Origin of the sequence: Arthrobacter pascens, from assembly GCF_017052465.1 — a bacterium.
GTDB lineage: Bacteria > Actinomycetota > Actinomycetes > Actinomycetales > Micrococcaceae > Arthrobacter > Arthrobacter pascens.
The window spans coordinates 27505-50600 of the sequence record NZ_JAFHKT010000106.1; the positions used below are offsets into that span (position 1 = coordinate 27505).

Genomic DNA, 23096 nt, shown 5'->3' on the forward strand with positions numbered 1-23096 from the left:
CACCGTCGACTAGGCGCTGCGTGTCCTGTCAGTGCATGTGGCTTCCGCCGTTGATGTCGATCGTGGTGCCGGTCAGGTAGGCGGATTCCTCGGAGGACAGGAAGGTGATGACAGCTGCGACTTCTTCGGTGGTGGCGTTGCGGCCCAGGGGGATGCCGGCGTTGATGGCAGCCTCCTGCTCCTCGGTGCTGCCGACGCGGATGTTGGTGTCCACGGCGCCGGGGGTGATGGCGTTGACTGTCACGCCGGCGTCGCCGAGTTCGCGGGCGAGGGCCTTGGTGAAGCCGAGGATGGCGGCCTTGGCCGCGGAGTAGGGGACTTTGCCGAAGACGCCGCCGCCGCGCTGGGCGGAGACGGAGGACATGTTCACGATCCGGCCCCAGCCGTTGTCGATCATGCCCGGCAGGAAGGCCTTGGTGACAAGGTACGTGCCGGTGGAGTTCACGGCCATGACCTTGTTCCAAAGGTCCAGCGTGGTTTCCAGGAACGGAACGGGCGAGGTGATTCCGGCGATGTTGGCGAGGGCGCCCACCGGGGGAAGGGTGCCGGCACCGACTTCGGCCGCCACTGCCTTGTGGGCGGCGTTGACGGAGTCTTCGTTGGCGACGTCGATCTCGTAGCCGAACGCCGGGACGTTGAATTCGTTGCCGATTTCGGCGGCGACCTTCGCGGACTTCTCGCCGTCGAGGTCCAAAATCACCACTCCCCAGCCCTGGCTGGCGTAGCGGCGGGCTGTGGTGATGCCGATGCCCCGCTCGGAGGTTGCCCCGGTGAGGACGGCGGTGCGCTGGATGGTGGTGGTCATGATGGCTCCTTGGGTTTTTGGTGTCGTGTCGTGGATCGATTGCTCCGTTACTGCCGTTTTGAGGGCTCATAACGGCAGTTAGGGAGCAGTCGACGTTCAGATGAGGTCGGTGATGAAGCTGGCTGCCTTGGCAGCGGCCGCCGGACGTTCCTCGTGGGTCACGTCGCGGGTTTCGAGTTCCAGGCTGAAGTGGCCGGCGTAGCCCTGTTCAGCCAGCGAGCGCAGCCCAGCGGCGAAATCAGCCTGGCCGTTGCCGATACTGAGGTTGATGTTCCCCGGCACGGCATCGCGCAGGTGCACATGGGCTATCCGGCCCTCGTGGCGCCGGAGGTACTCCAGGGGATCCTCGCCGGCGGCGACGATGTGGCTGAAGTCCATCACGATCCCGACGCCGGAACCGGCCAGCCGCTGTGCCAGCAGTTCTGCCCGCTCCAGGTTCCAGCAGAACCGCAGGAAGTGCAGCGATTCAGTCCAGAGTTCGACGCCGAACTCCGCCGCCCGCTGGCCGGCCCGGATCAGCTGGACTGCTATTTCGTCCAGGTCCTCCTGGAGGCTCCGGACCGGATCGTGGCTCAGCGCACCGCAGGGAAGGACCAGGGCCTTGGCTCCGGACTTGGCCGTCAGGGTGAGCAGGGCATCAAGGTGACGGTCCCGCGCAGCCTGCCGGCCGCCGTCGAGCACTGCGTTCAGATCCCCAATGTCCCCATTGACCGAACGGACCCGCAGCCCGGATTCGGTCACGTGCTTGGCCACTGCTGTGACCGCGTCCTCGTCCAGCTGATAGGGAACGTGGTCGCAGACGCCGGGAAGGGCACCCAGGTCGATCTCCTCGAAGCCTAGGCTCCCGATGGTCCGCAGGGCGGTCGGGAGGTCCTGGTGCCTAAAGCTGATGGATGAGCATCCGAGTCGGGAATGGAACATCGTCGTTGATCCTCTGGTTCGTGCCCGGCAGGCAATAGTGATGGATCCCACAGTAGACGGGTTGACTGTTAACAGTCAACCTCCTAAGTTGACTGTTGACATTGGAAATGACCTGGGTCACACTGGGACGCATCTTGTTAACAGTCGACAGCGCTGATGCCTCTTCAGCAGCTCTTCGAAAGGGAACCACCATGAGCAACGAAGCTCTGAAAATGCGGGGCCACGTCCACGGCACCAAGGATGCAAAGCGCGTCGCCATCGGCTCTGGCGTAGGCGCCGTCATTGAGACTTACGACTTCATCGGCTTCGGCACCGCGGCCGCGCTGTACTTCGGTACGGCGTTCTTCCCGACCGGCGACCCCGTCACCGGAACGTTGGCCGCCTTCGCCACGCTGGGTGTCGGTTTCGCGGCCCGTCCGATCGGCGGCATCATCGGCGGCCACCTGGGCGACAAAGTAGGCCGCAAGCCCGTACTGGTCACCTCGCTCATCCTCATGGGCATCGCCACCTTTTTCATCGGTCTCCTGCCCACGTACGAGCAGGTGGGGCTGCTGGCTCCGGCGCTGCTGGTCTTCGTCCGCATCGTTCAGGGGCTGGCCTTCGGCGCCGAGTGGGGCGGCGCGATCCTGATGAGCTACGAGCACGCACCCTGGAAGTCCAAGGGCAAATACACCGGCATCGTGCAGGCCGGCTTCCCTGTTGGCCTGCTCCTGGCAAACCTGGTCTTCCTCGTCAGCGTGAACCTGGGCGGCGAGCTCGCCTGGCGCGTCCCCTTCCTCGCCAGCATCGTGCTGGTGGTTGTCGGCCTGATCATCCGCTCCAAGGTCCCCGAATCCCCCGTGTTCGACGAGGTCAAGGAAAGCGGCTCCATCGTCAAGTCCCCGATCGTCGAGGTCATCAAGACGGACTGGCGCAGCATTGTTCGGGGCATCGGCCTGCGCATAGCGGAGACTGCCGGGTACGCCGTATCCATCACGTACATGATTTCCTACCTTCACACCCAGCAGCTGGCGGACAAGACCCAGACCCTCGTAGCCCTCTGCATCGCCTCGGCCATCGGCATCTTCGCCACCATGGCCTGGGCACGCCTGACCGACAGGGTCGGCCGCCGGCCCCTTTACGTCTGGTCCTGCGCCTTCGCCGCGCTGTTCGGCATCCCCATGTTCCTGCTCGTGAACACCGGAATGTTCATCTTCGTCATCGCCACCATCGTCATCTCCTACGCGGTCTGCCAGAACTCCCTCGCCGGCGCCCAGGGCCCGTGGTTCCCCGAGCTGTTCCAGGCGAAGACCCGCTCATCCGGAGCCTCACTGGCCTACCAGATCTCCGCCATGGTCTCCGGATTCACCCCCTTCATCACCACCCTGCTGTTCGTTTCCCTGGGCTGGATGGGCCCGGCCCTCCTCTTTAGCTTCTATGCCGCCATCGGGCTTTGGGCCGCACTCGTCACCCGGGAAACCTGGGGCAAGCGCGAGCGCGAGCTTGCCGATGAAGTCACGAAAAGCACCCCGCAGTCGGTGAGTGTCTGATGACCGCCGTCCACGAAGTAGGCCCGCAGATGCTGCACACCCGAGAACTCCCCAAGAAGGAACGCATGACACAGGAAACTGCCGCAGAACGCCTCGAACGGGTAGGGGCCGCCGCCTACCGGATCCGGCACCACGCCCTCACCATGGGCGAGGTCCAGGGCCAGGGCTATGTGGGACAGGCACTCGGTGCGGCGGACATGCTTGCCGCCGTGTACTCCGACCAGCTCCGCTACCGGGCCGAGGACCCGGAGTGGGAGGGACGCGACCGGTTCCTGCTCTCCACCGGGCACTACGCCATCGGCCACTACGCGGCCCTGGCCGAAGCGGGCGTCGTCCCCGTCGAGGAACTCGAGACCTACGGCTCGGATGACTCCCGCCTCCCGATGTCCGGCATGTCCACCTACACCCCCGGCATGGAAATCTCCGGCGGTTCGCTGGGCCACGGACTGACCATCGCCGTAGGCATGGCCCTGGGCCTCCGGCACCAGGGCTCCGAGGCCAGGGTCTACAACTTCCTCTCCGACGGGGAACTGGACGAAGGCTCCACCTGGGAGGCCGCCATGGGCGCCCACCACCACCAGCTCGGCAACCTCACCGCCATGGTGGACATCAACGCCCTGCAGGCCGACGGCAAGACCGACACCGTGCTCCGCACCGAACCGGTCACCGAAAAGTGGGAAGCCTTCGGCTGGTACACCCAGCGGGTGGACGGCAACGACGTCGGCGCGCTGCTGGCAGCGTTCGACAACGCGGCCGCCCAGGCGGCAGCCGTCGGACGCCCCTCCGTGATCCTCTGCGACACCAAGGTCGGCCGGGGAGTCCCGCTGCTGGAAGACCGGGAGAAGGCGCACTTCATGCGCATTGAAGAACACGAATGGCAGCTCTGCCGCGAGCAGCTGACCGCAGGATACGAAGGAAAGGCCGCCCGATGAGCGCCACCACAGCAGTCAAGGGCACAGCCCCCAAGCTCAAGACCTCCGCCATGATCGCGTCCTTCGCCGATCCCGGCCAGAAGACGGCCCCGGCCCCCTTCGGACACGCGTTGGTGAAGGCCGCGCAGGAAAACGACAAAATCGTGGGCCTCACCGCCGACCTGGGCAAATACACCGACATGCACATCTTCGCGAATGCCTTCCCGGAGCGCTTCTTCCAGATGGGCATGGCCGAACAGCTGCTCATCGGCGCTGCGGCCGGGCTGGCGGAAACCGGCCTGGTGCCGTTCGCGTCCACCTATTCCGTGTTCGCCGCCCGCCGCGCGTACGACTTCCTCTGCCTGGACAGCGCCGAACCGAACCTGAACGTCAACATCGTCGGCGGGCTGCCCGGACTGACCACAGGCTACGGCCCCAGCCACCAGGCCACCGAGGACATGGCGATCTTCCGCGGCATGCCCAACCTGACCATCGTGGACCCCTGCGACTCGGTGGACATCGAGCAGGCGGTGCCGCAGCTCGCGGCCAGCGAAGGACCCACCTACCTGCGCCTGCTGCGCGGCAACGTTCCCACGGTGCTGGACGAATACGGCTACACCTTCGAACTCGGCAAGGCCAAGGTGCTGCGCGGAGGCAACGACGTGGTCTTCGTCTCCAGCGGGCTCATGACCATGCGCGCCCTGCAGGCGGCCAAGGCGCTGGCGGCACACAACGTCGATGTCGCCGTCGTCCACGCCCCCACCATCAAACCGTTCGACGCCGCCACCGTCCTGGCCGAACTCAACACCGACAGGCTCGCCGTGACGCTGGAGAACCACAGCGTGGTGGGCGGGCTGTTCGAAACCGTCGCCTCCGCCGTCGTCACCGCCGGCCTGGGCAAGCGGGTGGTGCCGGTGGCGCTGCCGGACGAATTCCTCGACGCCGGAGCCCTGCCCACCCTGCACGAACGCTACGGCCTGTCCGTGCAGCGGATCGTGGCCAAGGTCCTCGCAGAACTGGGCTGACACCCGCCGCCGAAAGAAGCGCGGGGACGGCACCTGCCGTCACCCGCGCTTCTGCCGTAGCATCTACTGTTAACACAGCGACTGTAAACAGTCGACCACTAACATTTGGGGAGAACCACCGATGGCCGCGCCAACAGCGTCCCTGCTGGGACTGCAGAAGAAGAGCCTCCGCGAGCAGGCGCTGGCTGCGTTGCGCACCGCCATCACCAGCGGCGCCCTGGAACCCGGCCGCCACCTGGTGGAAACGGAGCTCTCCGACATGCTGCAGATCAGCCGCGGAACCCTCCGCGAAGCCCTTCGCCAGCTTGAGCAGGAAGGCCTGCTTTCCGCAGGCCCCCGCGGCCGCCTCTCCGTCCGCCACCTCGATGCCAAGGAAATCCGCGACATCTACTCCGTCCGGGCCGCCCTTGAATCCCTGGCGGCCCGCACCCTGTGTGAGCTGCCGGACCGCCAGCACGTCATCGAGTCGCTCCGCGCCGCCATCCACGCCATGGAGGAAGCGACCAAGGGAACGCTTGAAGAGCGGATCGAATCAGATCTCGAATTCCACCGCACCATGTGCCGCCTCACCGGCAACGAAACCCTGCTTCACTCGTGGGAATCGCTGGAGGGGTCCATCCGGATGTCCATCATGTTCGCTGGCCTGGAAAAAGGCGTGAGGAACATGAGCGTGGCCCGCCACCACGACATCGTGGCCGCCATTGAAACCGGCGACGCCACCCTGGCCCGCAACACAATCCGCGAACACATGGACTCCGCCGCGGCCGTGCTGGTGGCGTAGGGCATTCCGGCCGGGTAGCAAGCGTATGCAGTCTCCAGCCGGACGCCCCCGACTCGCCGGTGGCGCGTTTAGAAACCAGGCCGCCGGGGTATCTGGACAGTGCAACCGTTCAGACTAATCGGCCCCGGGAAGGCGGTGGCATGAATCGCCACACTTGGGCGAGTCGCCCACCACGGTTACGGACCGCCGCGTGGAGGCCTTCGGCCTGGTCCTCTCTGACTCACACCGCAGGAACATGCCCTCCCCCTGATCAAGGAAAGGAACTGACATGAGCGAGAACCCGATTGAGGTTCACAAGTTTCTTGGCGGTATCGGTTACCCCGCCACGCGTGACGCCCTCATCGCGCATGCCCAGGAGTCAGGCGCGGACGGGAATGTCCTCACTGCGCTGGAAAGCATTCCGGACAAGGAATACGACAGCCCGACGGCCGTCAGCTCCGCCATCTCAGGTTCCTGAGCAACCTGCCCTCCTGGGGCCGCCGCTCCGGCAGGTCCGGGTTTCCGCACACCTCTGGCTCTCGGGGACGCTGGCAGGGAATATACTCGGCAGCAGTCATGAGCAGCCTTCCTTCAGCCCCGGCAACCGTCCGCATTGATGCGTGGCTGTGGGCCATCCGTGCCTACAAGACCCGCTCCGCGGCCACCGCCGCCTGCCGGGCCGGGCATGTCCGGCTCAACGGAAACCCGGCCAAGGCGTCGCAGTCGCTGGTGCCCGGCGACACTGTCCGGGTCCGCCAGCCGGGATACGAGCGCATCCTCGAGGTGCGCCGCCTGATTGCCAAGCGCGTCGGGGCGGAGGCTGCCTCGCACTGCTTTACCGATCACACCCCTCCGCGCCCGATCGCCCCGGCGCTCGGCCTGCCGCAGCGTGACCGCGGAACAGGGCGGCCCACCAAGAAGGACCGGCGGGAAATGGAACGGTTGCGCGGCGGCGCCTAAACCGGGAAGCCCCGGCGCGGCTCCTCCGGCAGAGGCGGCCTACTCCCTCACCTGTTCCCGGCCTTCCCGCACCTCGAACTCGCCCACTTCCAGCTCGCCGGCGCCGAAAGCGGTGGGCAGCAGGGTGAGGTGGACCGCCCCGGCGGCGGTTGCCTTATGCCCTGCGAGCGTGAAGGTAGACGGCACGGCACCGGCCTCGAAGAGGCGCTTGCCCTGGCCGAGCACCACGGGAAACACCAAGAGCCGGTATTCGTCCACCAGCCCGGCGTCGTGCAGGGCGCGGGCAAGCTGGTGGCTGCCGTGCACCTGGAGTTCGCGGCCGGGGCCGGCCCTGAGGTCGTCGATGGCTTCCAGGAAGTTGCCGGAGAGCACAGTGGTGTTGTTCCAGGTGGGGTTGCTGATGGTGTTGGAGACCACGTACTTCGGCAGGCCATTGAGGGCGGTGGCGACGGCGTTGTCCGGGTCCGTAACCTGCTCCCAGTAGGGCTGGAACAGCTGGTACGTGGTGCGTCCAAGGAGGATGGCGTCGGCTTCGGCGAACCAGCCGTCCACGAGTCTGCCCATGTCATCGTCCGCGTGCGGGACCAGCCAGCCTCCGAGCTCAAAACCGCCGCTGGGATCCTCTTCCTTGCCGCCAGGGCCCTGCATCACGCCGTCGAGGGTCAGGAATGTGTGGACCGTGAGTTTCATGGTGCGCCTTTCGGAGGATTGGTCGGCAGCGTTTCTCCCGGATCGGCCGGACCCAGGTCCAGGCGGAACGGCGGATACTCGTCCCGCATGAGTGCCACGTACGCGGTGACGCGGTAAACCCAGCGGTTCAGGCCGAGCAGCAGGTCGAACAGGCTCGGGAGATAGCGGCCGGTGAACAGCAAAATAACGGCGGCGATGAACGTCAGCAGTGCGATCAGCGAAAACGCACCGCCGGACGTGTAGCGCGCCCCGTACCCGGACCAGTCGTCGTCGGACGCCACCCAAGCCCGGGTCGTCCCGGCGAGCACCCCCACTATCAGCAGATGCGGGATGGCGAGCAGCCAGGACTTGACCAGCACCAGGCCGCGCGAGAGGCGCTCCGGGTAGTCGACGTCGAAGTCGGCCGGATAGTCGGTGCGGGCCAGGGTGAAGGGCGGGTAGCGGTCCGTGCCGATGGCCGTGAAGGCATAGAAGGACACCCGCCAGCTCCACCGCAGCACGCCCACATTGAAGTTGAACAGCGAGCGCGGATACCGGGCCGTGAACAGGATAGCGAACCACGCCACGATGGAGGTGACGATCAGGGCGAACCACAGGAAGAACAGCACGATGAGGTGCGGGATCGCCAGGAACCACTTGACCAGCCACATCCAGCGGGACAGTGCCAGGTCGAGGCGGCCAGTGAGGCGGGCGGGGTACGGCACGTTGGAGAAAAGCCCGGCGGCGGGCGGCGGGGGTGGCGGGGCCGCGCCGTTGCCGGCGGGGCTGGTGGTGTATGGGGATCCGGCCGCGGGGACAGCGGCGGGAGGTCCCGCCGTCGGACGTTGCGGCGGCGGACCGTGGCGACCCAGACCCATGGCACCCGCGACGATCAGCGGCACGCCGATGGCGAGCAGCACGAGTCCGGCGATCAGCAGTCCCACGAAGAGAGGCCACAGCAGATCGGAGCGGATGCCGCCCTGAAGGTCCGCCGCGATGGGGTCAGTGGCGTCAGCGTTCATCACCACGATGGCCCAGCTGCCGGGCCGCAGGCCCCACCGGAGTTCCTGGGTGCCGGCGCCCGTGGCGGAGGCTGCCCAGAAGGTCTGTGCTCCGGGGCGGGCGGGAGTTCTGGTGCCGGGAACGTCCCGGTATTCCACCCTGAAGGGCCGCAGTTCGAGCTCCCTGATTTCCGACCGCCTAACGCCGTCGAGGTACCGCGCCACATCCTGCTGCTCTGCGACACCAATGAAGATGTCCTTGCCCGCAGTGGCGGACGCTCCGCGGATGAGGATGCTGCCCGCAGTGTCCGACGGTATGACGTCCGGGAGGCGCTGGCCCACCATGATGTCCACCCCCACGGATGTGATGGCGTTGGAGCTGGCTTCGAAGCGCTCGGTTGACGACGTGAAGAAGCCCTCGTCCCGCTGCTGGATGTTGAGCCATCCGGTTCCCGCCGCAGCGGCGACCAGCCCCAGGCCCAGCAAAGCCGAGAGCGTGCCCAACACGAGCATCACCATGCGTCCGGGTTTCATACCTTCTCCTGCCTCTTGAAAGGCCGCCCCTTTGGCTGCCTTCTTTTCTGCTCGCCGTGGAGCGGGTGGGCAGCGGCGGCCTCCGCCGGGTGGCTGCCGTGTATGTGCGGCGGATCCAGGATCCGCAGCGGGCACAGCAGACCCTTGTTGCCGGACGTGATGGCGAGGCTGTTGAGCTGGACCGGATCGTGCAGGACGCTGACGGCGTCCGTGGCCGCCCGGGCATGCGTGAGGTCAATGACGATTTCGCGGCCGGGCAGCAGCGCGCTGGTCCTGCGGGCGATCACGTACAGGGCGCGGAGGTTGGCGACGGTAACGGTTCCGCGCACCTCGATACTGGCCGTTTGCAGGTGGTCATCGATATGGACGTGGACCTTGAGCCGGTGCTGGGTGACGGTGCGATCCACGGCGATCACACCTCCCGGACGGGTTGCGGCAAGCGGGGAAGAATGTGCTGGGTGTCGTCGGTGCTGTGCATGCGGCTGAGGTTCCCCATCTCCTGCTCTTGCGGGACGGCCCGGGCAGCCATGCCAGTCCCCAAATATGGCGAGACCGTTGACGTCAGCGGACCGCGGCCCCTCCCCCCGACGTCCTTGTCGGAACCGCGCGTTCAGCTCCAGAATGCACCCTCCAACCGTTGCTGTGAAGAGGCGGCCCCTGCGGGTCTTCGGGGCCGCGCCGAATTGCTGCCCGGCCGGTCCGCCCCTAGCCTGTTCGTATGCTTCCTCATGCCACGGGTCCCGCTCCGGCCGGCCTCCTGCTGGCTTCCGTCAGACAGCCCGGGGAGCCGGCGCTGCTGGATATCCGCGTTGCCGGCGGAGTCATCACCCACCTCGGACCGGCAGGAGAGGTGCCTCGCGACGCACCGGTAGTGGACTTGGATGGCCGGTTCGCCGTCCCGGGCCTGTGGGACGAGCACGTGCACATGACGCAGTGGGCCCTGGCCGCCAACCGCGTCGATCTTTCCCAGGCGGAATCCGCGCGGGACGCCGTCGAGGGGGTCCGGGACCGCCTTTCGGGCGCATCCCCGGACCGCACTTTGGTGGGTGTCGGTTTCCGGGATGCGGTGTGGGCAGACGCGCCGAGCCTTGAAATGCTCGACGCCGCCACCCGCAACGTGCCCACCGCCCTGCTCAGCCACGACCTTCACTGCGTCTGGCTGAACTCAGCTGCCGCTTCAAAGTACGGCGTGGGGGTGGATGCCAGCGGCCTGCTGCGCGAGGACGCGGCGTTTGCCGTGACGCGGGAGCTTGGCACGTTGCCGGACGACGTGGTTGATCCGTGGGTCCAGGATGCCGGCCGGGACGCCGCCGCCCGCGGGATTGTGGGCATCGTCGACTTCGAAATGACCTGGAACCGCGACGCCTGGCTACGCCGCGTGGCAGGCGGCTTTGCCGCCTTGCGGGTGGACGCGGGCGTCTACCCGCAAGACCTGGAGCGGGCGGCCGACGCCGGGATGCGCACGGGCCAGGCGCTCGACGGCGGAGCGGGACTTGTGCGGGTGGGCCCGCTGAAGGTGCTCATCGACGGCTCGCTGAACACGCGCACTGCCTACTGCGTGGACCCTTATCCACACGGCGGCCACGGGATGCTCACCGTGAGCGAAGCCGAGCTGTACGAGCTGCTGGTGCGTGCCCGTGACACAGGCTTTGTCCCGGCCGTCCACGCTATCGGCGACGGCGCCAACCGGGTTGCGCTGGACGCCTTCACCGCGGCCGGCATTTCGGGGCGGATCGAGCACGCCCAGTTTGTGCGGCGGGAGGACTTCGCGCGGTTTGGCGAACTGGGGCTGACCGCCAGCGTGCAGCCCGCCCATGCCTTGGACGATCGCGACACCGCCGAGGCCAACTGGAGCGGCCGGACGGACCGGGCATTCCCGCTGCGGTCGCTGCTGGATGCCGGCGCAACGCTGGCGCTCGGCTCCGATGCTCCGGTCGCCCCGTTGGATCCTTGGCTGGCCATGTCCGCGGCGACCACCCGCTCCCGGCTGGACGGCCGCGGGCCGTGGCATCCGGAGCAGGCTCTCACGCGGGAAGAGGCGCTCCGTGCCTCGACACGGGGGCGCAGCCGCATCCGCGTCGGGGACCCTGCCGACCTTGCGGTGCTCGACGGCGACCCGTGGGCTGTTCCTGATGCCGTTTTCGCCGAAATGCCGGTGGCCGCGACGCTGGTGGCGGGGCGGTTCACCCACCGGGGCCCCGGAGTTTAGGTTTCATAGCCCCGCGCTGTCCTCAAACGACCGATGGCACACCTGGCCATGCCGCAGCTCAGGGCTTGCCACCGGTTTCAGGTCCATCCTCTTCCGCGGCCTCACCGTGGTGCGGATGGTCTTTGTGGCGTGCTTCCTGAAGGTGCTGCTCCAGCTTCTCTTCAGCGTCGCGGCGGCGCTGACCCACAGTACGTATCTGCTGGGTCGTGGGCGCGGCGTGGGCGTGCTGGTGGGGGCCGTGATCCGGAGGGTCTGTTGTCTCGCTCATAGTGGAATCGTCCCACCGGACACGGCCATCAGGAAGCTGTCGTCTCTGTCATTGGCGGCGCGGCAGTGGGATTCTAGAGGGGTGACGGCGGCGGTCGACGGCGAGGTGCGTATCCGGCTGCTGGGCGGCTTCCGCGTGTCGGTGGGCGCGCGGGACATCCCGGACGGCGAGTGGCGCCTGCGGAAGGCCAAGGCCGTGCTCAAGCTTCTGGCGTTGGCGCCCGGTCACCGGCTGCAGCGGGAGCAGGTGCTGGATTACCTGTGGCCGGGCTTGGACCCGGAGGCGGCCGGCGGTCAGCTTCGCAAGGTGGTCCATGAGGCCCGCCGCATCCTGGATCCGAGCCTGTCGGCACTGGACCGGTACCTCATCTCGGGCGAGCAGTTCCGGCTGCGCCGCGAGTCGACGTGGGTGGATGTTGATGCGTTCGAGGCTGCGGCTTTGCGGGCACGCCGGAGCGGCGACCCGGCCGCGTACGCGGCAGCGATCGGCCTCTACGAGGGGGATCTGCTGCCGGAGGACCGGTATGAGGACTGGGCAACAGCCAAGGAAGTGTCACTCCGGTCAGATTTCCTCGCGCTGCTGGTCGAACAGGCGAGGTTGCTGGAGGCCCGTGCGAACTTCGACGGCGCCGTGTCGGCACTCCGGCGGGTCATCGCGGCCGATCCCGTCCACGAAGAGGCAGGCGCCGCATTGATGCGCGTGCTGGCGCTGACTGGCCGGCGGCACGAGGCCATGCAGGAACACGAGCGTCTGCGCGCAGCGCTGGACCGGGAACTGGGCGTCGAACCAGACCCCGCCACGGAACGGCTGTTCGAGCAGATCCGCTCAGGCCTCTCGGCGGAGCCTGAGCTGGCCGGAGAGTTGCTCGAGCAGGTCGGTGGCCTGCGGTTGATGTCGGGCGATTTTCAGGGTGCGGTCACAGCGTTCGCCGGGGCGATAACGCGCCTGCGCGGTTCCGGCGCCAATGCCCGCTCGGCCCGGCTGCACCGCAAAGCCGCGCAGGCCTGCCTCATGACGCAGGACACGGCCTCCGCTGAGAGGCACGTTCGGGCGGCCGAGGGCCTGCTGGCAGGCACGAAGGACGAGGCCGAAAAGGCGCGGGTTCTCGAGGCGCGCGCGAACTGGCTGTGGGCCGTGGGGCGCTACGACGAGGCGCAATCAGCAGCGGAGGCCAGCCTGGCGGCGGCCGGGGCCCACGGAACCGGCGAGGACGTCGCCGCGGTGCAGGAAACACTCGCCATCATCTGTCATATGCGCGGAGCATGGCGGCCCGGTCTTCAGGCCGAGATCGAGCGACTGGGTGATGCGGGCGAGCAGGATCCGCGGCTGGGAAGGATATTCGAATTCCATTGCTGCATCGGTGAGTACCACCTCTACGGGGACGGGCTGTGCGAGACGGTCGAAGACTATGCCCGCGGCACGCTGGCTCTGGCCATCAACCGGGGCGCGCGCCACGCCCAGGCGTTCGCGTGGTGCCTGCTCGGGGAATCGCTCCTGTTGCAGGGGCGCTGGGATGAGGCGGCGGGATGCCTGGAGCGCAGCACGGAACTGTACGCCGAGCTCGATACCCGCTCCGGCGTGCTGCCCTGGCAGCGGCTTGGCGAGCTCGCGGTCATGCGTGGCGACAGCAGCGCGGCCGCGGCGTACCTTCGTCACGGAATGGCGATCGCCGTGGTGTCGCCCCTGGCCCAGCACGCGTGGGGCCGGCTGTATGCGACGGCGGCGTTGGACGCGCTGGAGCGCGGCACTCCTGCCGAGGCGGTCCGCGTTGTACGGTCCGCGGCATCGGCGGCGGCGCGCTACGGCGAATGTCCGACCTGCACCGCCCTGCTGTATCCGATGGCGGCCGAAGCATTCGCGGCACTGGGTGACCGGGCGGGCGCAAGCGTATTCACCCAGGCGGCAGAGAAGGTTGCGCATTCCTTCCAAAGTTCGGCCTGGACTGCCATGGCCGAGTCCGCCCGCGGTTCGCTGGCGCTGGCCGACGCGGACGCGGGCGGGGCACGCGAACGGTTCCTCTCGGCCGCGCGCCTCTACGAACGGGCCCACCAGCCGTTCTGGTCCGCCCGCTCCAAGCTGCAGGCCGCACTCGCCGGCACGGGCGGCCCGGCTGACCGGCACCTGCTGGACGAAGCGGCTACAGTGTTCGAGCAACTCGGCGCGCTACGGACGCTCGATGCCGCACACCGGACAGCCTGATCGCCGGCCCAAGCCGCCCGCCAAGGGGCTGGGCGCCAAGGGGCCGGGCGTCAGAGCCGGTGCGTCATACGGTCGCTACCCGGTCGAAATCGGCACCGTTCATGTGCTCGCACAACGCAGCGCAGGCATCGAAATGGGCCATGAACTCCGGATTCTGCTTCCACGCATTCCGGGACGCCTCGTCGGTCCACTCCGCGAACGAAACATAGTGACCGGGGACGCGTCGGTCACGAATGAGGTTCGCCACCACGATCGACGGGTAGTTCACCCGGGACCACTGAAGGAACTCCGTCCACCGCTCGATGAACTCCTGGTCGCAGCCCTGCTTCACCTGCCAGGTTCCTGAGGCGTAGTGGTCTGCCATCGGTCTCACCTCCTTTCAGAATCTCGCTTTCACCGTAGGCCGCGACCGTTCCCCACGCGTTCCCCAGCGGAGCAGGGAAACGAGTGGGCGCCGAGGAAGGCGGAGCGTACCGTGGGTACTGCCCTAGGCGAAGAGTCCGGCCCGGCCGAAGGTCCGGATGACCCGGGAAAGGGATTCCCATGAAGGCGATCATTTGCGGGGCCGGCATCAGCGGGCTCGCTGCTGCGGCTTTCCTGGCGGGCGACGGCTGGGACGTGGTCGTGGTGGAGCAGGCCGCCGGACCGCGGCCGCAGGGCTACATGGTCGATTTCTTTGGTCCGGGCTGGCAGGCTGCAACGGCGTTGGGCATCATCCCGCGGATTCGGGAGCTGGGCTATTCGGTGGAACGGCTGGATTATGTGGACGGCCGCGGCAGGGCCCGGGCAAGCCTGCCCTTTGCCAGGTTCGCTCAGGTCGTCAGGGGTGAACTCGTCAGCATGCTGCGTCCTGATTTGGAACTGGCCATCCGCGAAGCCGTGCCGCCAGGCGTGCATCTGCGCTACGGCCGCACGGTGTTGGCCGTCACGCAGAGCCGCGCTTCCGTGACCGCCACGCTTGACGACGGGGCATCACTTGAGGCGGATCTCCTCGTCGGGGCGGATGGCATCCATTCAGTGATCAGGGAGCTGGTTTTCGGGCCGGAGCCTGAGTTCCTCCACTATCTTGGCTTCCACGTGGGCGCCTATTCCTTCCGGGACCCGGAGGTCGCCTCGCTGGTGGGTGACAGGTTCGCGGTCACCGACACCCGCAACGAGGCCATGTTTTTCTACCGGCTGCGAGACGGAACAATCACGGCGATGGCCGTGCACCGCACGGACGACCCGGCCCGGCCCGACGATCCGCAGGACATGCTCCGCTCCAGGTACGGGAGGCTGGAGTGGATCTGCCCGGCAGCCCTCCGCCACTGCCCGAGGGACCTCTACTACGACCAGGTCGCGCAGATCAGAATGCCCCGCTGGCATACGGGATGCACCGTCCTGGTCGGTGATGCGGCAGCCGCAGTGTCCCTTCTCGCCGGCCAGGGAGCCTCGCTAGGAATGGCCGCCGCCTATGTGTTGGCAGATGAGTTGAAGAAGCAACCGGACCTTGGACGGGCGTTGGACTCCTTCGAAACGCGCATCCGGCCTTTGGTCCTGGAGCACCAGAAGGCGGGCGTTTCGGCCGCGCACTGGTTCGTCCCCGCCACCCGCCACGCCGTGCTGATGCGCCGTGCGGTGATCCGCCTCGCCCGGATCCCCGGCTTGACGCGCCTGATCAGTTCCGCAGTGGTCGGCAAATCCGGCGCAGCACTTACGTCATCCCAAAATCCGTCACCGGAGTAAAGTCCCGCTGGCGGACCCGCAGGCATAAGCTACAAGCAGAACGTTCCCTAGACCGCCGGAGTGCTCGTCATGGACAGTGAATTCGCCGAAGTCATCGATCATGATGTCACCACCATCACCTGCGTCTGCGGCAACACTGTCAGCAACGAGGGATTGATTCAGGCCAACTCGGAGGGCATCCCCGTTTACATCGGCCGTAACTCCAATCTCCCCGGCGGATTGGCCGCCTGGCCCGACGACGAGGACCTCTATACCCTCTGCCCGTCATGCGGTCGCGTGTACCGTGACACGGTCATCGAAGAGACAGGCACCGCGCCCGTTGCATTCCGGGTCGACGTCGCCAGTGGCCCGGTCGCAGAGGCAATCCGGGTTCACTGGAGCCTCGACCTCTAAGCCGACGGGCAGTGGGCAGGCAGCCGAACTGGCCCGATGAATGAATCATCTGGCTTATAGGTTGAGATTGCCGTGATCAGCAGGGTTCGGCCTGATTTCCGCGGATATGGTGGCAGGCATGGAACCAGTTCTGAATTTTGCACGGCGTTGGGGCGCCCCCGTGGCGGCCGTCATCTTCTTCTCCCTGTGGTCTGTGGCCGAGGCCGGCAGAATGGGAGGGTCCTTCCTGGCGTGGCCCGGGAACTGGGCATTGATCCTGATGGCATTGGCTCTTGCCTCGGCAGCATGGAACCCGGCGGTGTCCCTGGGATTTACGGCTGCACTGCTCGCCGGGCAACTGAGCCATTCCATCCCCATGATGGCGTCCACTCACTGGGCCATCTATATCGGCTCGTTCATCGCGCTCGGCTTCACCCTGTGGACCGCCCCACACCGGATGCGCTACATCGCTGCGGGAGCCAATCTGGTGTTCGCGGCCATCATGACCTTCCTCATACTCTCGTGGAGATACGGCGGCGGTGTCGGCTGGTACGCGCCAGTGTATTACGGTGACAGGCCGACGCTCTTGGCCTATGGCTGGCAGTTGTTCGCTTTCCTCCTGCTGATCGCTGCGGCCTGCGCCGCCGTCGGGCTTCTGCTTGCCCTTTATCAGGAACGCGGCAACCTGTTCCGCGCCCGCGAGTTGGCGCAGAGCAGCCTGAAGGAAACCGAGATTGATTTGGTCGTCGAGCAGGAGCGGACACGCATCGCCCGGGATCTTCACGACGTCCTCGCCCATTCGCTTGCGGTCATAGCGGCACAAGCCGACGGGACCCGGTACCTCAGCAAGGACCAGCCCCCGGCCGTCCTCAACGCCCTGGACACCATCGCCCGGTCAGCCCGCAGCGCACTGGTGGATGCCCAACGTGTCATCGAGGGCGTCCGCGACGACGGGATGGTGACGCCCCAGCCTCGATTGAGCGACATCAAGGCGTTGATTGACGGCATGCAGCGAGGCAGCCTGAAGATCCGCTTTAGCGAATCCGGGACGCCTGTGGAGCTTTCCACCGGGCAGCAGGTGGCTGTTTTCCGAATCGTTCAGGAATGCCTGACGAATGCGCTCAAGCATGGCGGGCGCGGCACGGATGTGAGGATCCACTTTGACTGGACCGGACCCGGCCTGACCCTGCACGCGGCGTCGGCCACCGGACCCGGCGATCAGGAGGGCCCTGGCAATACGGCCGCGCCCCGGATCGGGCGGGGGCTTCCCGGCATGCGCGAACGCGCCCACCTGGCCGGAGGCTGGCTGACAGCCGGACCTGATGGCGACCACTTCCGGGTGACGGTCTTCATTCCCTTCGGAAGCCGGGAGGCCAATCCGGAAGACGATGCAGCTCCCTCGGCAGCGAAACAGCTTCTGACGGGAACAGGGCTGCCGCGGCTGGAAGCGGCTGAACAGGGAGCGGACGGCCGTGGCTGATGCCGGGTTGCGCATCACGGTGGCGCTCGTTGACGACCAGGCCTTGTTCCGCGCCGGCATCCGGATGCTCATTGAGAGCCAGGATGACATGCAGCTCTCGGGCGAAGCGGGGGACGGAAAACAGGCGATGACCCTGGCAACGGAACGGCATCCGGACGTCATGTTGATGGACTTGCGCATGCCTGTGATGGATGGCGTCGAGGCCACGCGGAAGATAGTTGAGGACGCCGATGCAGCCGGTATCGACAAGCCCAGGATCATCGCATTGACCACCTTTAACCGGGATCAGGCCGTGGTTCAGGCTGTGCAGGCCGGGGCCAGCGGGTATCTGCTCAAGAGCGCGGAGCCTGAGTTTCTGCTGGCAGCCATCCGCACCGTTCACTCCGGCTACTCGGTTATCGCGCCGGGATCTATCCATTCCCTCTTCGAACATGCCGCCCGCAACGCTCCCGCTCCAGGCCCGGACCTATCCGTCCTCGACGTCCTCTCCGCGCGTGAGCGGGACGTCTTCCTGCTCGCGGCCAAGGGCCTGAGCAATGGCGAAATGGCGGAGGGCCTGTTCGTCTCCGAAGCCACGGTTAAGACTCACCTGCGAAGCGTGCTGGACAAGCTGGGCCTCCGGACCCGCCTCCAACTGGTGGCGTTTGCCCACGAACGCCGCCTCCTCGGGGATTGAATAATCAGCCCCAGCAGAGGCAGAACGGATGCCCTGCCGGATCCGAGTAGACCTGGAAGCCTTCAGCCGATTCGGTGTCATCTGCCGGCCTCAGCAGCCGGGCGCCCAGTGACATGGCGTGATCATGGGCGGCTGCCAGGTCATCGACGTACAAGTCGAGGTGGATCTGCTGTTGCGTTCCGTCGGGCCAGTCGGGCGGAACATGATTGGGCGCGAGTTGAAAGCCCAGCCGCGGCTCCTCGCCGACGTACACAGTGTGCCAGTCGTCATCGGTCTCCACCGTGCCACCCAGGAGTCCGGCCCAGAAGGTGCTCTCGGCGGTAAGATCCGCCGCATCGAAAACGACAATCTGTCGGGTGATCTTCACCCCGTCATCCTTTCACGGGGCGTCAGATATTCCGAGGGCTTCACCCTCGCGGTGGGCCCGGCCACAGAATCTCGCCGCGCACCCAATCCGGCAAAAGCGTACAGTGGAACAAGACGCCTGATTCTGGACGCCTTGCTGCTGAGGGAGAGATCGTGACGATTGACTGGGACGAAAAAAAGGCCCTGCTACAGGAACCGAACATCGCGGCGGTAACGCAGCTGTGCGACGAACTCATGGAAAAGAAGCCGGGATCCATCGTTCCCTACATCGATCCCATCCATGACGAGGATGAGTGCCGGATCGTCAGCTTGCACGTCAGCCCGGGTAAGGGCACCGAATCAGGGTTTGTCTCGCACCTCAACGACGATGAAGCCGCCCGCCGGGCCACCCAGATCTACGAGCTCGCGGAACTTGAACCCCGCTACGTCATGCCGTGGAACGCCTACCCCTGGGTGCGCGACGCGGACATGCCGTCAGCGCTCAACGTCCAGGAAAAGACCGACGGACTGCGCCCCTTCCGCCAGTTCCTGAAAATCAACAAACGGGTCTCGGCCATCATTGCCCACGGCACGGATGCCTCCACTTTCCTGACCCTCTTTGAGAAGACCTACCACTCGTCCCTGAAGAACAACGGCATCAAAATCTACAAGGCCAGCGCGCTCGGCGGGCGGGCCTTTGCTGTTTCCGAGGCCAAGCAGGAAGAGCTCCTCGCCAAGAGCGTGGACATCTACAAGGACGCCATGCAGCGGGCGGGCATTCAGCACCTGTAGCAACAAAGCCAAAACACGACGGCGGGAGGCCGCCGGGGCGCCTCGTCAGTGCCCTCACCCTTCCAGCAGCCTCCGCCGGTGCTTCAGCTCCTTCACCCACGCCCTGGTGACCATGTCCGGAAAAGGCGAGCCGCCGCCGTCGTGCGTTGACGCAAAAGCCGTGCCGGCGTCCAGGTCCGCGGGCAGCGGGCCCGCCGCCTTCAGCGCGAGCTCCACCACCTGCGTCGCCGCGCGTTCCGTCAGGCCCAGGCTGGTGGCCCAGCCCAGGAAATGCTTCCGCGAGATGCCGCTGCGCTTGCCGCCGAGCGTCAGCGCGAGGGTCTTGTCGCCGTACACGACGGTGGAGGGAATGTCGTACACGGGCGCGATGGACCACTCCCCGTGTGGCTGCTGCACCATGGACACGTTTTTCGCGTGCAGGTCCCCGTTGCCGCTCAGCCACGCGAAGGCGGCCTGGATGGCCAGGTTCCGCAGAGCCGGCAGCGGCGCGGCGCAGTACTCGGCCAGGGCACGGCACACCGTTCCGAACCCCACGTTGTACTTGTCCGCCGGGTACAGCTTCAGCACCTGCGCCCCGTCCTCGACGGCGAGGCGGGCCACCTGGTCGGCGCCGCCCGCCACGGGCACACGGTCGAACCGCTCCACGAGCAGCCCCGGCCGGCCCGCCACGTCCCGCATCAGCTGCACCCGGCTCAGCGGAATCCGCAGCTTCGCCGCGTAGCGGAACATGATGAATTCGTTCTCCACCACGTGCGGGAATTCCGGCGCGTTGAGCTTGAGGATGAACCGCCGGCCGGCGCTGGCCACCGGCATGGAGATCATCCCGGCGGATAGCTTGTCCTGCACACCCGCGAGGGCCACGGGATCGATCAGGCCCGAGTCCCCCAGCAGCTCATCGAAGTCCACCGGCTTCCGCGGATCCACCTCGACGGCGTGCTCCTCCGGATCCAGCGGCTCGCCGTGCCCCACGATCTGCACGTCGCCCACCGGGTTCCCGCCCGCGGCAATCAGCAGCGAGAGGTCATCGTCCGCGCTGGTCTTGATGGACCGGCGCAGGGCGTTCAGCCGGCGTCCCTCCGGCAGCAGCCCGGTGAAGTAGGGCGGGGCCGCCCCTGCCGCGGACAGCACCGGTTCCGGCGTGAGCGGCAGCGAGCTGGCGACGGCGGGACCGCCGTTGTGCAGGTACGCGGGCAGATAGCTGAACCTGGTGCCGCCGTCGTGCCGTTCCAGCCGCGCGGCCAAGACGCCCCGCTTGTAGATGTCGGCGACCCGGTGCCTCATGGCCGCCTCTCCCCCCGGGCGTCGGCCGCGGCTGCCGCGTCTGACGCAACGTCCGACGGCGGAACGGCCGACGGCGGCTGGCTCACCAGCGCGCGGGCCGCTTCCCTCGCCCGGGTGGCGAGCCGCAGCTCCAGGCCCAGCGTCTCCAGCACGGCGAGGAGGGAATCCAGCTGCACGCTGGGCTTGCCCTGCTCCACGAACCGGACAAAGCGCTCGGAGACTCCGGCCATGTCGGCGAGGTCCTGCTGGCTCAGCCGGAGCGCAGCGCGGCGGGTGCGGACTTGCGCCGCAAGCATCCGTGGAAAACTTTCAGCCAATTGGGGCTCCCTCATAGGCACGTTCGTACCGATTGTGGATATTTCCCAGCCTAAACCCGTTAGTGGAGAAAGGATAGGGCCAAATCGGCACGAACGTACCGGGGCGATCACATGGCGAGGGATTGGCCGTTCGTATTGGATCCGCAGGGTCGATCCTGCGCTTAGGGTCGCCAGGTCGCGTGCCGAAGTTTTGCAGGGTTGACACCCCCGTGTGACCCGTGCCATATTCTTAACCGTGAACCTGTCAGACAGCCGGACAGCCGGACAGCAAAGCGGAGGACTTGCCTCCCCTCTTGCCCGCCTCAGCGCCGCCGAGGCGGTCTTCAACGCCATCCGCAGCGACATCGAAGGCGGCAGTCTCGCCATCGGCGCCAAGCTCAACTCCGAGGTTGCCCTCGCGCAGCAGTACGGTGTCAGTCGCTCCGTGATCCGCGAGGCCCTCCGCTCCTGCACCGCCCTGGGCCTGACAGTGACGCGCACCGGACGGGGCACCTTCGTCGTCGCCGACCACGTGGCGAACGACCTGGTCCTCGGCCAGTTCTCCGCCCGCGACCTCACCGAGGCCCGGCCGCACATCGAAGTCCCCGCCGCCGGCCTCGCCGCCGAACGCCGCACTGCCGAGGACCTGGATATCCTCCGCGCCATGGTGGCCTCGATGGCCGTGGAAACCGACCCCGAAGCCTGGGTGGTGCTGGATTCCGGCTTCCACGCCGCCATCGCCCACGCCAGCGGCAACAAGGTTTTCGAAAGCGTCGTCGCCGACATCCGGGACGCCCTGACACACCAGTCCGAAACCCTGAACCTGGTCACGGAAGACCGCCAGCACGCCTCAAACGTGGAACACCAGGCCATCCTCGACGCCATCGAAGCAGGTTCGGCAGCGGACGCCAGCGCCGCCATGAGCGCCCACCTCCGTGCCGTCGGCGAGGCCCTCGACGCCATCCTCAAGCAGTAACCTCAAGCAGCTATCCACCACCACAAGGACTCCATGCCCTCCCCCGCCATGCCGGCAAGCCCCTCCTTCACAGCGCCCGCCGCAGCCGTGCCCGCCAAGAGCAGCGCCTCAGCAGCAGTGCTGCCGCGCCACGAACCGGTTGCCGTCCAGACCCGCGACGGCCTCGTGGAAAGCATCCACTATGGCTCCCTCATCGCCACCGCGCCGGACGGCCGCGTCCTGTTCTCCGCCGGTGAGCCGCAGGCTTCGTTCTATCCGCGCTCCTCGCTCAAGCCGCTGCAGGCCGTGGCCCTGGTCCGCGCAGGGCTCGACCTTCCGGCCGACCTCCTGGCCCTCACCGCCGCGAGCCACTCCGGAGCGGCCGAGCACCGCGACGGCGCTGCCCGCATCCTCGAACTGCACGGCCTCACGGCTGCTGCCCTCGAAAACACCACCGACCTCCCCTACGGCGCCAGTGAACGCGAGGACTGGCTGCGCGACGGCGGCCGGGCCACGCAGATCACGCAGAACTGCTCGGGAAAGCACGCAGCCATGGCCGCCACCTGCGTCATCAACGGCTGGCCGGTCCAGGGTTACCTCGATCCCGGGCATCCGCTGCAGCAGCTCGTGGCCAAAACCGTGGCCGAGCTGACCGGGGAGGAGCCGTCCGGCCTCAGCACTGACGGCTGCGGCACCCCGCTCTTCGCCCTGACCCTCGCCGGAATGGCCCGCGCCTTCGGCCGGCTGGCGTCCGCAGGACTGCCGAACGGCACGTCCTGCGACGGTGCGTCCGCCCCGGCAAGTCCGGAAGCCGCCGTCGCGCACGCCATGCGGAACCATCCGGAGATGGTGGCGGGCGAAGGCCGCGACGTCACCGAGCTCATGCGCCTCATGCCCGGCCTGCTGGCGAAGGACGGCTTTGAGGGCATCCAGGCCGTGGGGCTGCCGGACGGCCGTGCCTTCGTCATCAAGATTTCCGACGGCGGCGACCGCGCCCGCCTGCCGGTCACCGTCCGCGCACTGGAAGCGCTCGACGTCGACACCGCGCCGCTCGCGCGGATCGCCACCGGCGCTGTCCTCGGCGGCGGCCGGCCCGTGGGCCTGCTCCAGGCCGTTGATTTCCTGTCTCCTTTCCCCGGCAACGACTCCGTCCCTGCCAACGACGCCAACTAAGGACTGCACATGACCGAAACCCTGCCCCTGCCGGAGGCGCAAGACCTGAGTGTCCGGTCCGAGCATGACCTGCTCGGTGATCGCGATGTCCCAGCGGGCGCTTACTGGGGCGTCCACACGCTCCGTGCGGTGGAGAACTTCCCCATCACCGGCCAGCCGCTCTCCACCAACATGCACCTGGTCCGCGGCCTCGCCGCCGTCAAACTCGCC

Annotated in this window: 25 protein-coding genes and 1 pseudogene; 16 read left to right on the top strand and 10 right to left on the bottom strand. The window is 67.1% G+C overall.

Annotated features, from left to right (window positions below):
* Positions 1–28: 28 nt before the first annotated feature.
* Positions 29–805: an SDR family NAD(P)-dependent oxidoreductase gene (locus JYA52_RS02865; RefSeq protein ID WP_205651641.1), complete on the bottom strand. Its 777-nt coding sequence runs from the start codon at positions 803–805 to the stop codon at positions 29–31.
* Between the two features lie 96 nt (positions 806–901).
* Complete coding sequence (locus JYA52_RS02870; protein ID WP_205651642.1) at positions 902–1726, bottom strand: sugar phosphate isomerase/epimerase family protein; 825 nt, start codon at positions 1724–1726, stop codon at positions 902–904.
* Between the two features lie 191 nt (positions 1727–1917).
* Here JYA52_RS02870 and JYA52_RS02875 point away from each other — a divergent pair, with 191 nt between their 5' ends.
* The 6 genes from JYA52_RS02875 (at position 1918) to JYA52_RS02900 (ending at position 6911) form a co-directional block, all read left to right on the top strand.
* A complete protein-coding gene (locus tag JYA52_RS02875) occupies positions 1918–3255 on the top strand; it encodes an MFS transporter (RefSeq protein WP_205651643.1) in 1338 nt (445 codons plus the stop codon).
* Between the two features lie 65 nt (positions 3256–3320).
* Positions 3321–4187, top strand: a complete 867-nt coding sequence (locus JYA52_RS02880; protein WP_240459888.1) for a transketolase — start codon at positions 3321–3323, stop codon at positions 4185–4187.
* The gene (locus JYA52_RS02885) at positions 4184–5191 is read left to right on the top strand and encodes a transketolase family protein (protein WP_205651644.1); all 1008 of its coding nucleotides are present in this window, start codon (positions 4184–4186) and stop codon (positions 5189–5191) included. The genes JYA52_RS02880 and JYA52_RS02885 overlap by 4 nt, the downstream gene beginning before the upstream one ends.
* Before the next feature lie 121 nt (positions 5192–5312).
* Complete coding sequence (locus JYA52_RS02890; protein ID WP_205651645.1) at positions 5313–5972, top strand: GntR family transcriptional regulator; 660 nt, start codon at positions 5313–5315, stop codon at positions 5970–5972.
* 268 nt (positions 5973–6240) lie between these two features.
* Complete coding sequence (locus tag JYA52_RS02895) at positions 6241–6429, top strand: DUF2795 domain-containing protein (RefSeq protein ID WP_205651646.1); 189 nt, start codon at positions 6241–6243, stop codon at positions 6427–6429.
* 98 nt (positions 6430–6527) lie between these two features.
* Complete coding sequence (locus tag JYA52_RS02900) at positions 6528–6911, top strand: RNA-binding S4 domain-containing protein (RefSeq protein ID WP_205651647.1); 384 nt, start codon at positions 6528–6530, stop codon at positions 6909–6911.
* 39 nt (positions 6912–6950) lie between these two features.
* Here JYA52_RS02900 and JYA52_RS02905 read toward each other — a convergent pair whose 3' ends face one another.
* The 3 genes from JYA52_RS02905 to JYA52_RS02915 are packed head-to-tail and all read right to left on the bottom strand — an operon-like array spanning position 6951 to position 9522.
* A complete protein-coding gene (locus JYA52_RS02905) occupies positions 6951–7601 on the bottom strand; it encodes a dihydrofolate reductase family protein (protein WP_205651648.1) in 651 nt (216 codons plus the stop codon).
* Positions 7598–9115 (bottom strand): DUF4389 domain-containing protein, encoded by a 1518-nt coding sequence (locus tag JYA52_RS02910; protein WP_205651649.1) that lies wholly within the window; start codon positions 9113–9115, stop codon positions 7598–7600. Before JYA52_RS02910 ends, JYA52_RS02905 begins: the two co-directional genes overlap by 4 nt.
* On the bottom strand, positions 9112–9522 hold the full coding sequence (locus JYA52_RS02915) for a hypothetical protein (RefSeq protein ID WP_205651650.1): 411 nt from the start codon (positions 9520–9522) through the stop codon (positions 9112–9114). The genes JYA52_RS02910 and JYA52_RS02915 overlap by 4 nt, the downstream gene beginning before the upstream one ends.
* Before the next feature lie 311 nt (positions 9523–9833).
* Here JYA52_RS02915 and JYA52_RS02920 point away from each other — a divergent pair, with 311 nt between their 5' ends.
* A complete protein-coding gene (locus JYA52_RS02920; RefSeq protein WP_205651651.1) occupies positions 9834–11324 on the top strand; it encodes an amidohydrolase in 1491 nt (496 codons plus the stop codon).
* 58 nt (positions 11325–11382) lie between these two features.
* Here JYA52_RS02920 and JYA52_RS02925 read toward each other — a convergent pair whose 3' ends face one another.
* Positions 11383–11592 carry a hypothetical protein gene (locus JYA52_RS02925; RefSeq protein WP_205651652.1) on the bottom strand — a complete coding sequence of 70 codons (210 nt, stop codon included), beginning with the start codon at positions 11590–11592 and terminating at the stop codon, positions 11383–11385.
* 81 nt (positions 11593–11673) lie between these two features.
* Here JYA52_RS02925 and JYA52_RS02930 point away from each other — a divergent pair, with 81 nt between their 5' ends.
* Entirely contained in the window at positions 11674–13791 is a 2118-nt protein-coding gene (locus JYA52_RS02930; protein WP_205651653.1) for a BTAD domain-containing putative transcriptional regulator, read from the top strand.
* Positions 13792–13855: 64 nt separating this feature from the next.
* Here JYA52_RS02930 and JYA52_RS02935 read toward each other — a convergent pair whose 3' ends face one another.
* Complete coding sequence (locus tag JYA52_RS02935) at positions 13856–14155, bottom strand: antibiotic biosynthesis monooxygenase family protein (RefSeq protein ID WP_205651654.1); 300 nt, start codon at positions 14153–14155, stop codon at positions 13856–13858.
* 179 nt (positions 14156–14334) lie between these two features.
* Between JYA52_RS02935 and JYA52_RS02940 the strand changes: the two genes are divergently transcribed.
* From JYA52_RS02940 to JYA52_RS02955, 4 genes are all read left to right on the top strand, one after another.
* The gene (locus JYA52_RS02940) at positions 14335–15516 is read left to right on the top strand and encodes an FAD-dependent monooxygenase (protein ID WP_205651655.1); all 1182 of its coding nucleotides are present in this window, start codon (positions 14335–14337) and stop codon (positions 15514–15516) included.
* 69 nt (positions 15517–15585) lie between these two features.
* Complete coding sequence (locus JYA52_RS02945; RefSeq protein WP_205651656.1) at positions 15586–15909, top strand: hypothetical protein; 324 nt, start codon at positions 15586–15588, stop codon at positions 15907–15909.
* A 118-nt stretch (positions 15910–16027) separates the two neighbouring features.
* A complete protein-coding gene (locus JYA52_RS02950) occupies positions 16028–17368 on the top strand; it encodes a sensor histidine kinase (protein WP_205651657.1) in 1341 nt (446 codons plus the stop codon).
* Positions 17361–18044 carry a response regulator gene (locus JYA52_RS02955; RefSeq protein ID WP_307869289.1) on the top strand — a complete coding sequence of 228 codons (684 nt, stop codon included), beginning with the start codon at positions 17361–17363 and terminating at the stop codon, positions 18042–18044. Before JYA52_RS02950 ends, JYA52_RS02955 begins: the two co-directional genes overlap by 8 nt.
* Positions 18045–18048: 4 nt before the next feature.
* Here the strand turns inward: JYA52_RS02955 and JYA52_RS02960 are convergent, their stop codons facing one another.
* Positions 18049–18411, bottom strand: a complete 363-nt coding sequence (locus tag JYA52_RS02960; RefSeq protein WP_205651658.1) for a VOC family protein — start codon at positions 18409–18411, stop codon at positions 18049–18051.
* 152 nt (positions 18412–18563) lie between these two features.
* Between JYA52_RS02960 and JYA52_RS02965 the strand changes: the two genes are divergently transcribed.
* Positions 18564–19181, top strand: a complete 618-nt coding sequence (locus JYA52_RS02965; RefSeq protein WP_205651659.1) for a uracil-DNA glycosylase family protein — start codon at positions 18564–18566, stop codon at positions 19179–19181.
* Between the two features lie 54 nt (positions 19182–19235).
* On the opposite strand, the gene JYA52_RS02970 is transcribed toward JYA52_RS02965, so the two are convergent.
* Both JYA52_RS02970 and JYA52_RS02975 read right to left on the bottom strand, forming a co-directional pair.
* Complete coding sequence (locus tag JYA52_RS02970; protein WP_205651660.1) at positions 19236–20462, bottom strand: type II toxin-antitoxin system HipA family toxin; 1227 nt, start codon at positions 20460–20462, stop codon at positions 19236–19238.
* On the bottom strand, positions 20459–20779 hold the full coding sequence (locus tag JYA52_RS02975; RefSeq protein ID WP_240459889.1) for a helix-turn-helix transcriptional regulator: 321 nt from the start codon (positions 20777–20779) through the stop codon (positions 20459–20461). Before JYA52_RS02975 ends, JYA52_RS02970 begins: the two co-directional genes overlap by 4 nt.
* 235 nt (positions 20780–21014) lie before the next feature.
* On the opposite strand from JYA52_RS02975, the gene JYA52_RS02980 reads away from it, so the two are divergent.
* The 3 genes and pseudogenes from JYA52_RS02980 to aspA form a co-directional block, all read left to right on the top strand.
* A complete protein-coding gene (locus tag JYA52_RS02980; RefSeq protein ID WP_205651662.1) occupies positions 21015–21734 on the top strand; it encodes a FadR/GntR family transcriptional regulator in 720 nt (239 codons plus the stop codon).
* A gap of 33 nt (positions 21735–21767) precedes the next feature.
* Positions 21768–22886 (top strand): asparaginase, encoded by a 1119-nt coding sequence (locus JYA52_RS02985; RefSeq protein ID WP_205651663.1) that lies wholly within the window; start codon positions 21768–21770, stop codon positions 22884–22886.
* A gap of 9 nt (positions 22887–22895) precedes the next feature.
* Positions 22896–23096 (top strand): annotated as a pseudogene (aspA, locus tag JYA52_RS02990) (aspartate ammonia-lyase); the annotation flags it as partial.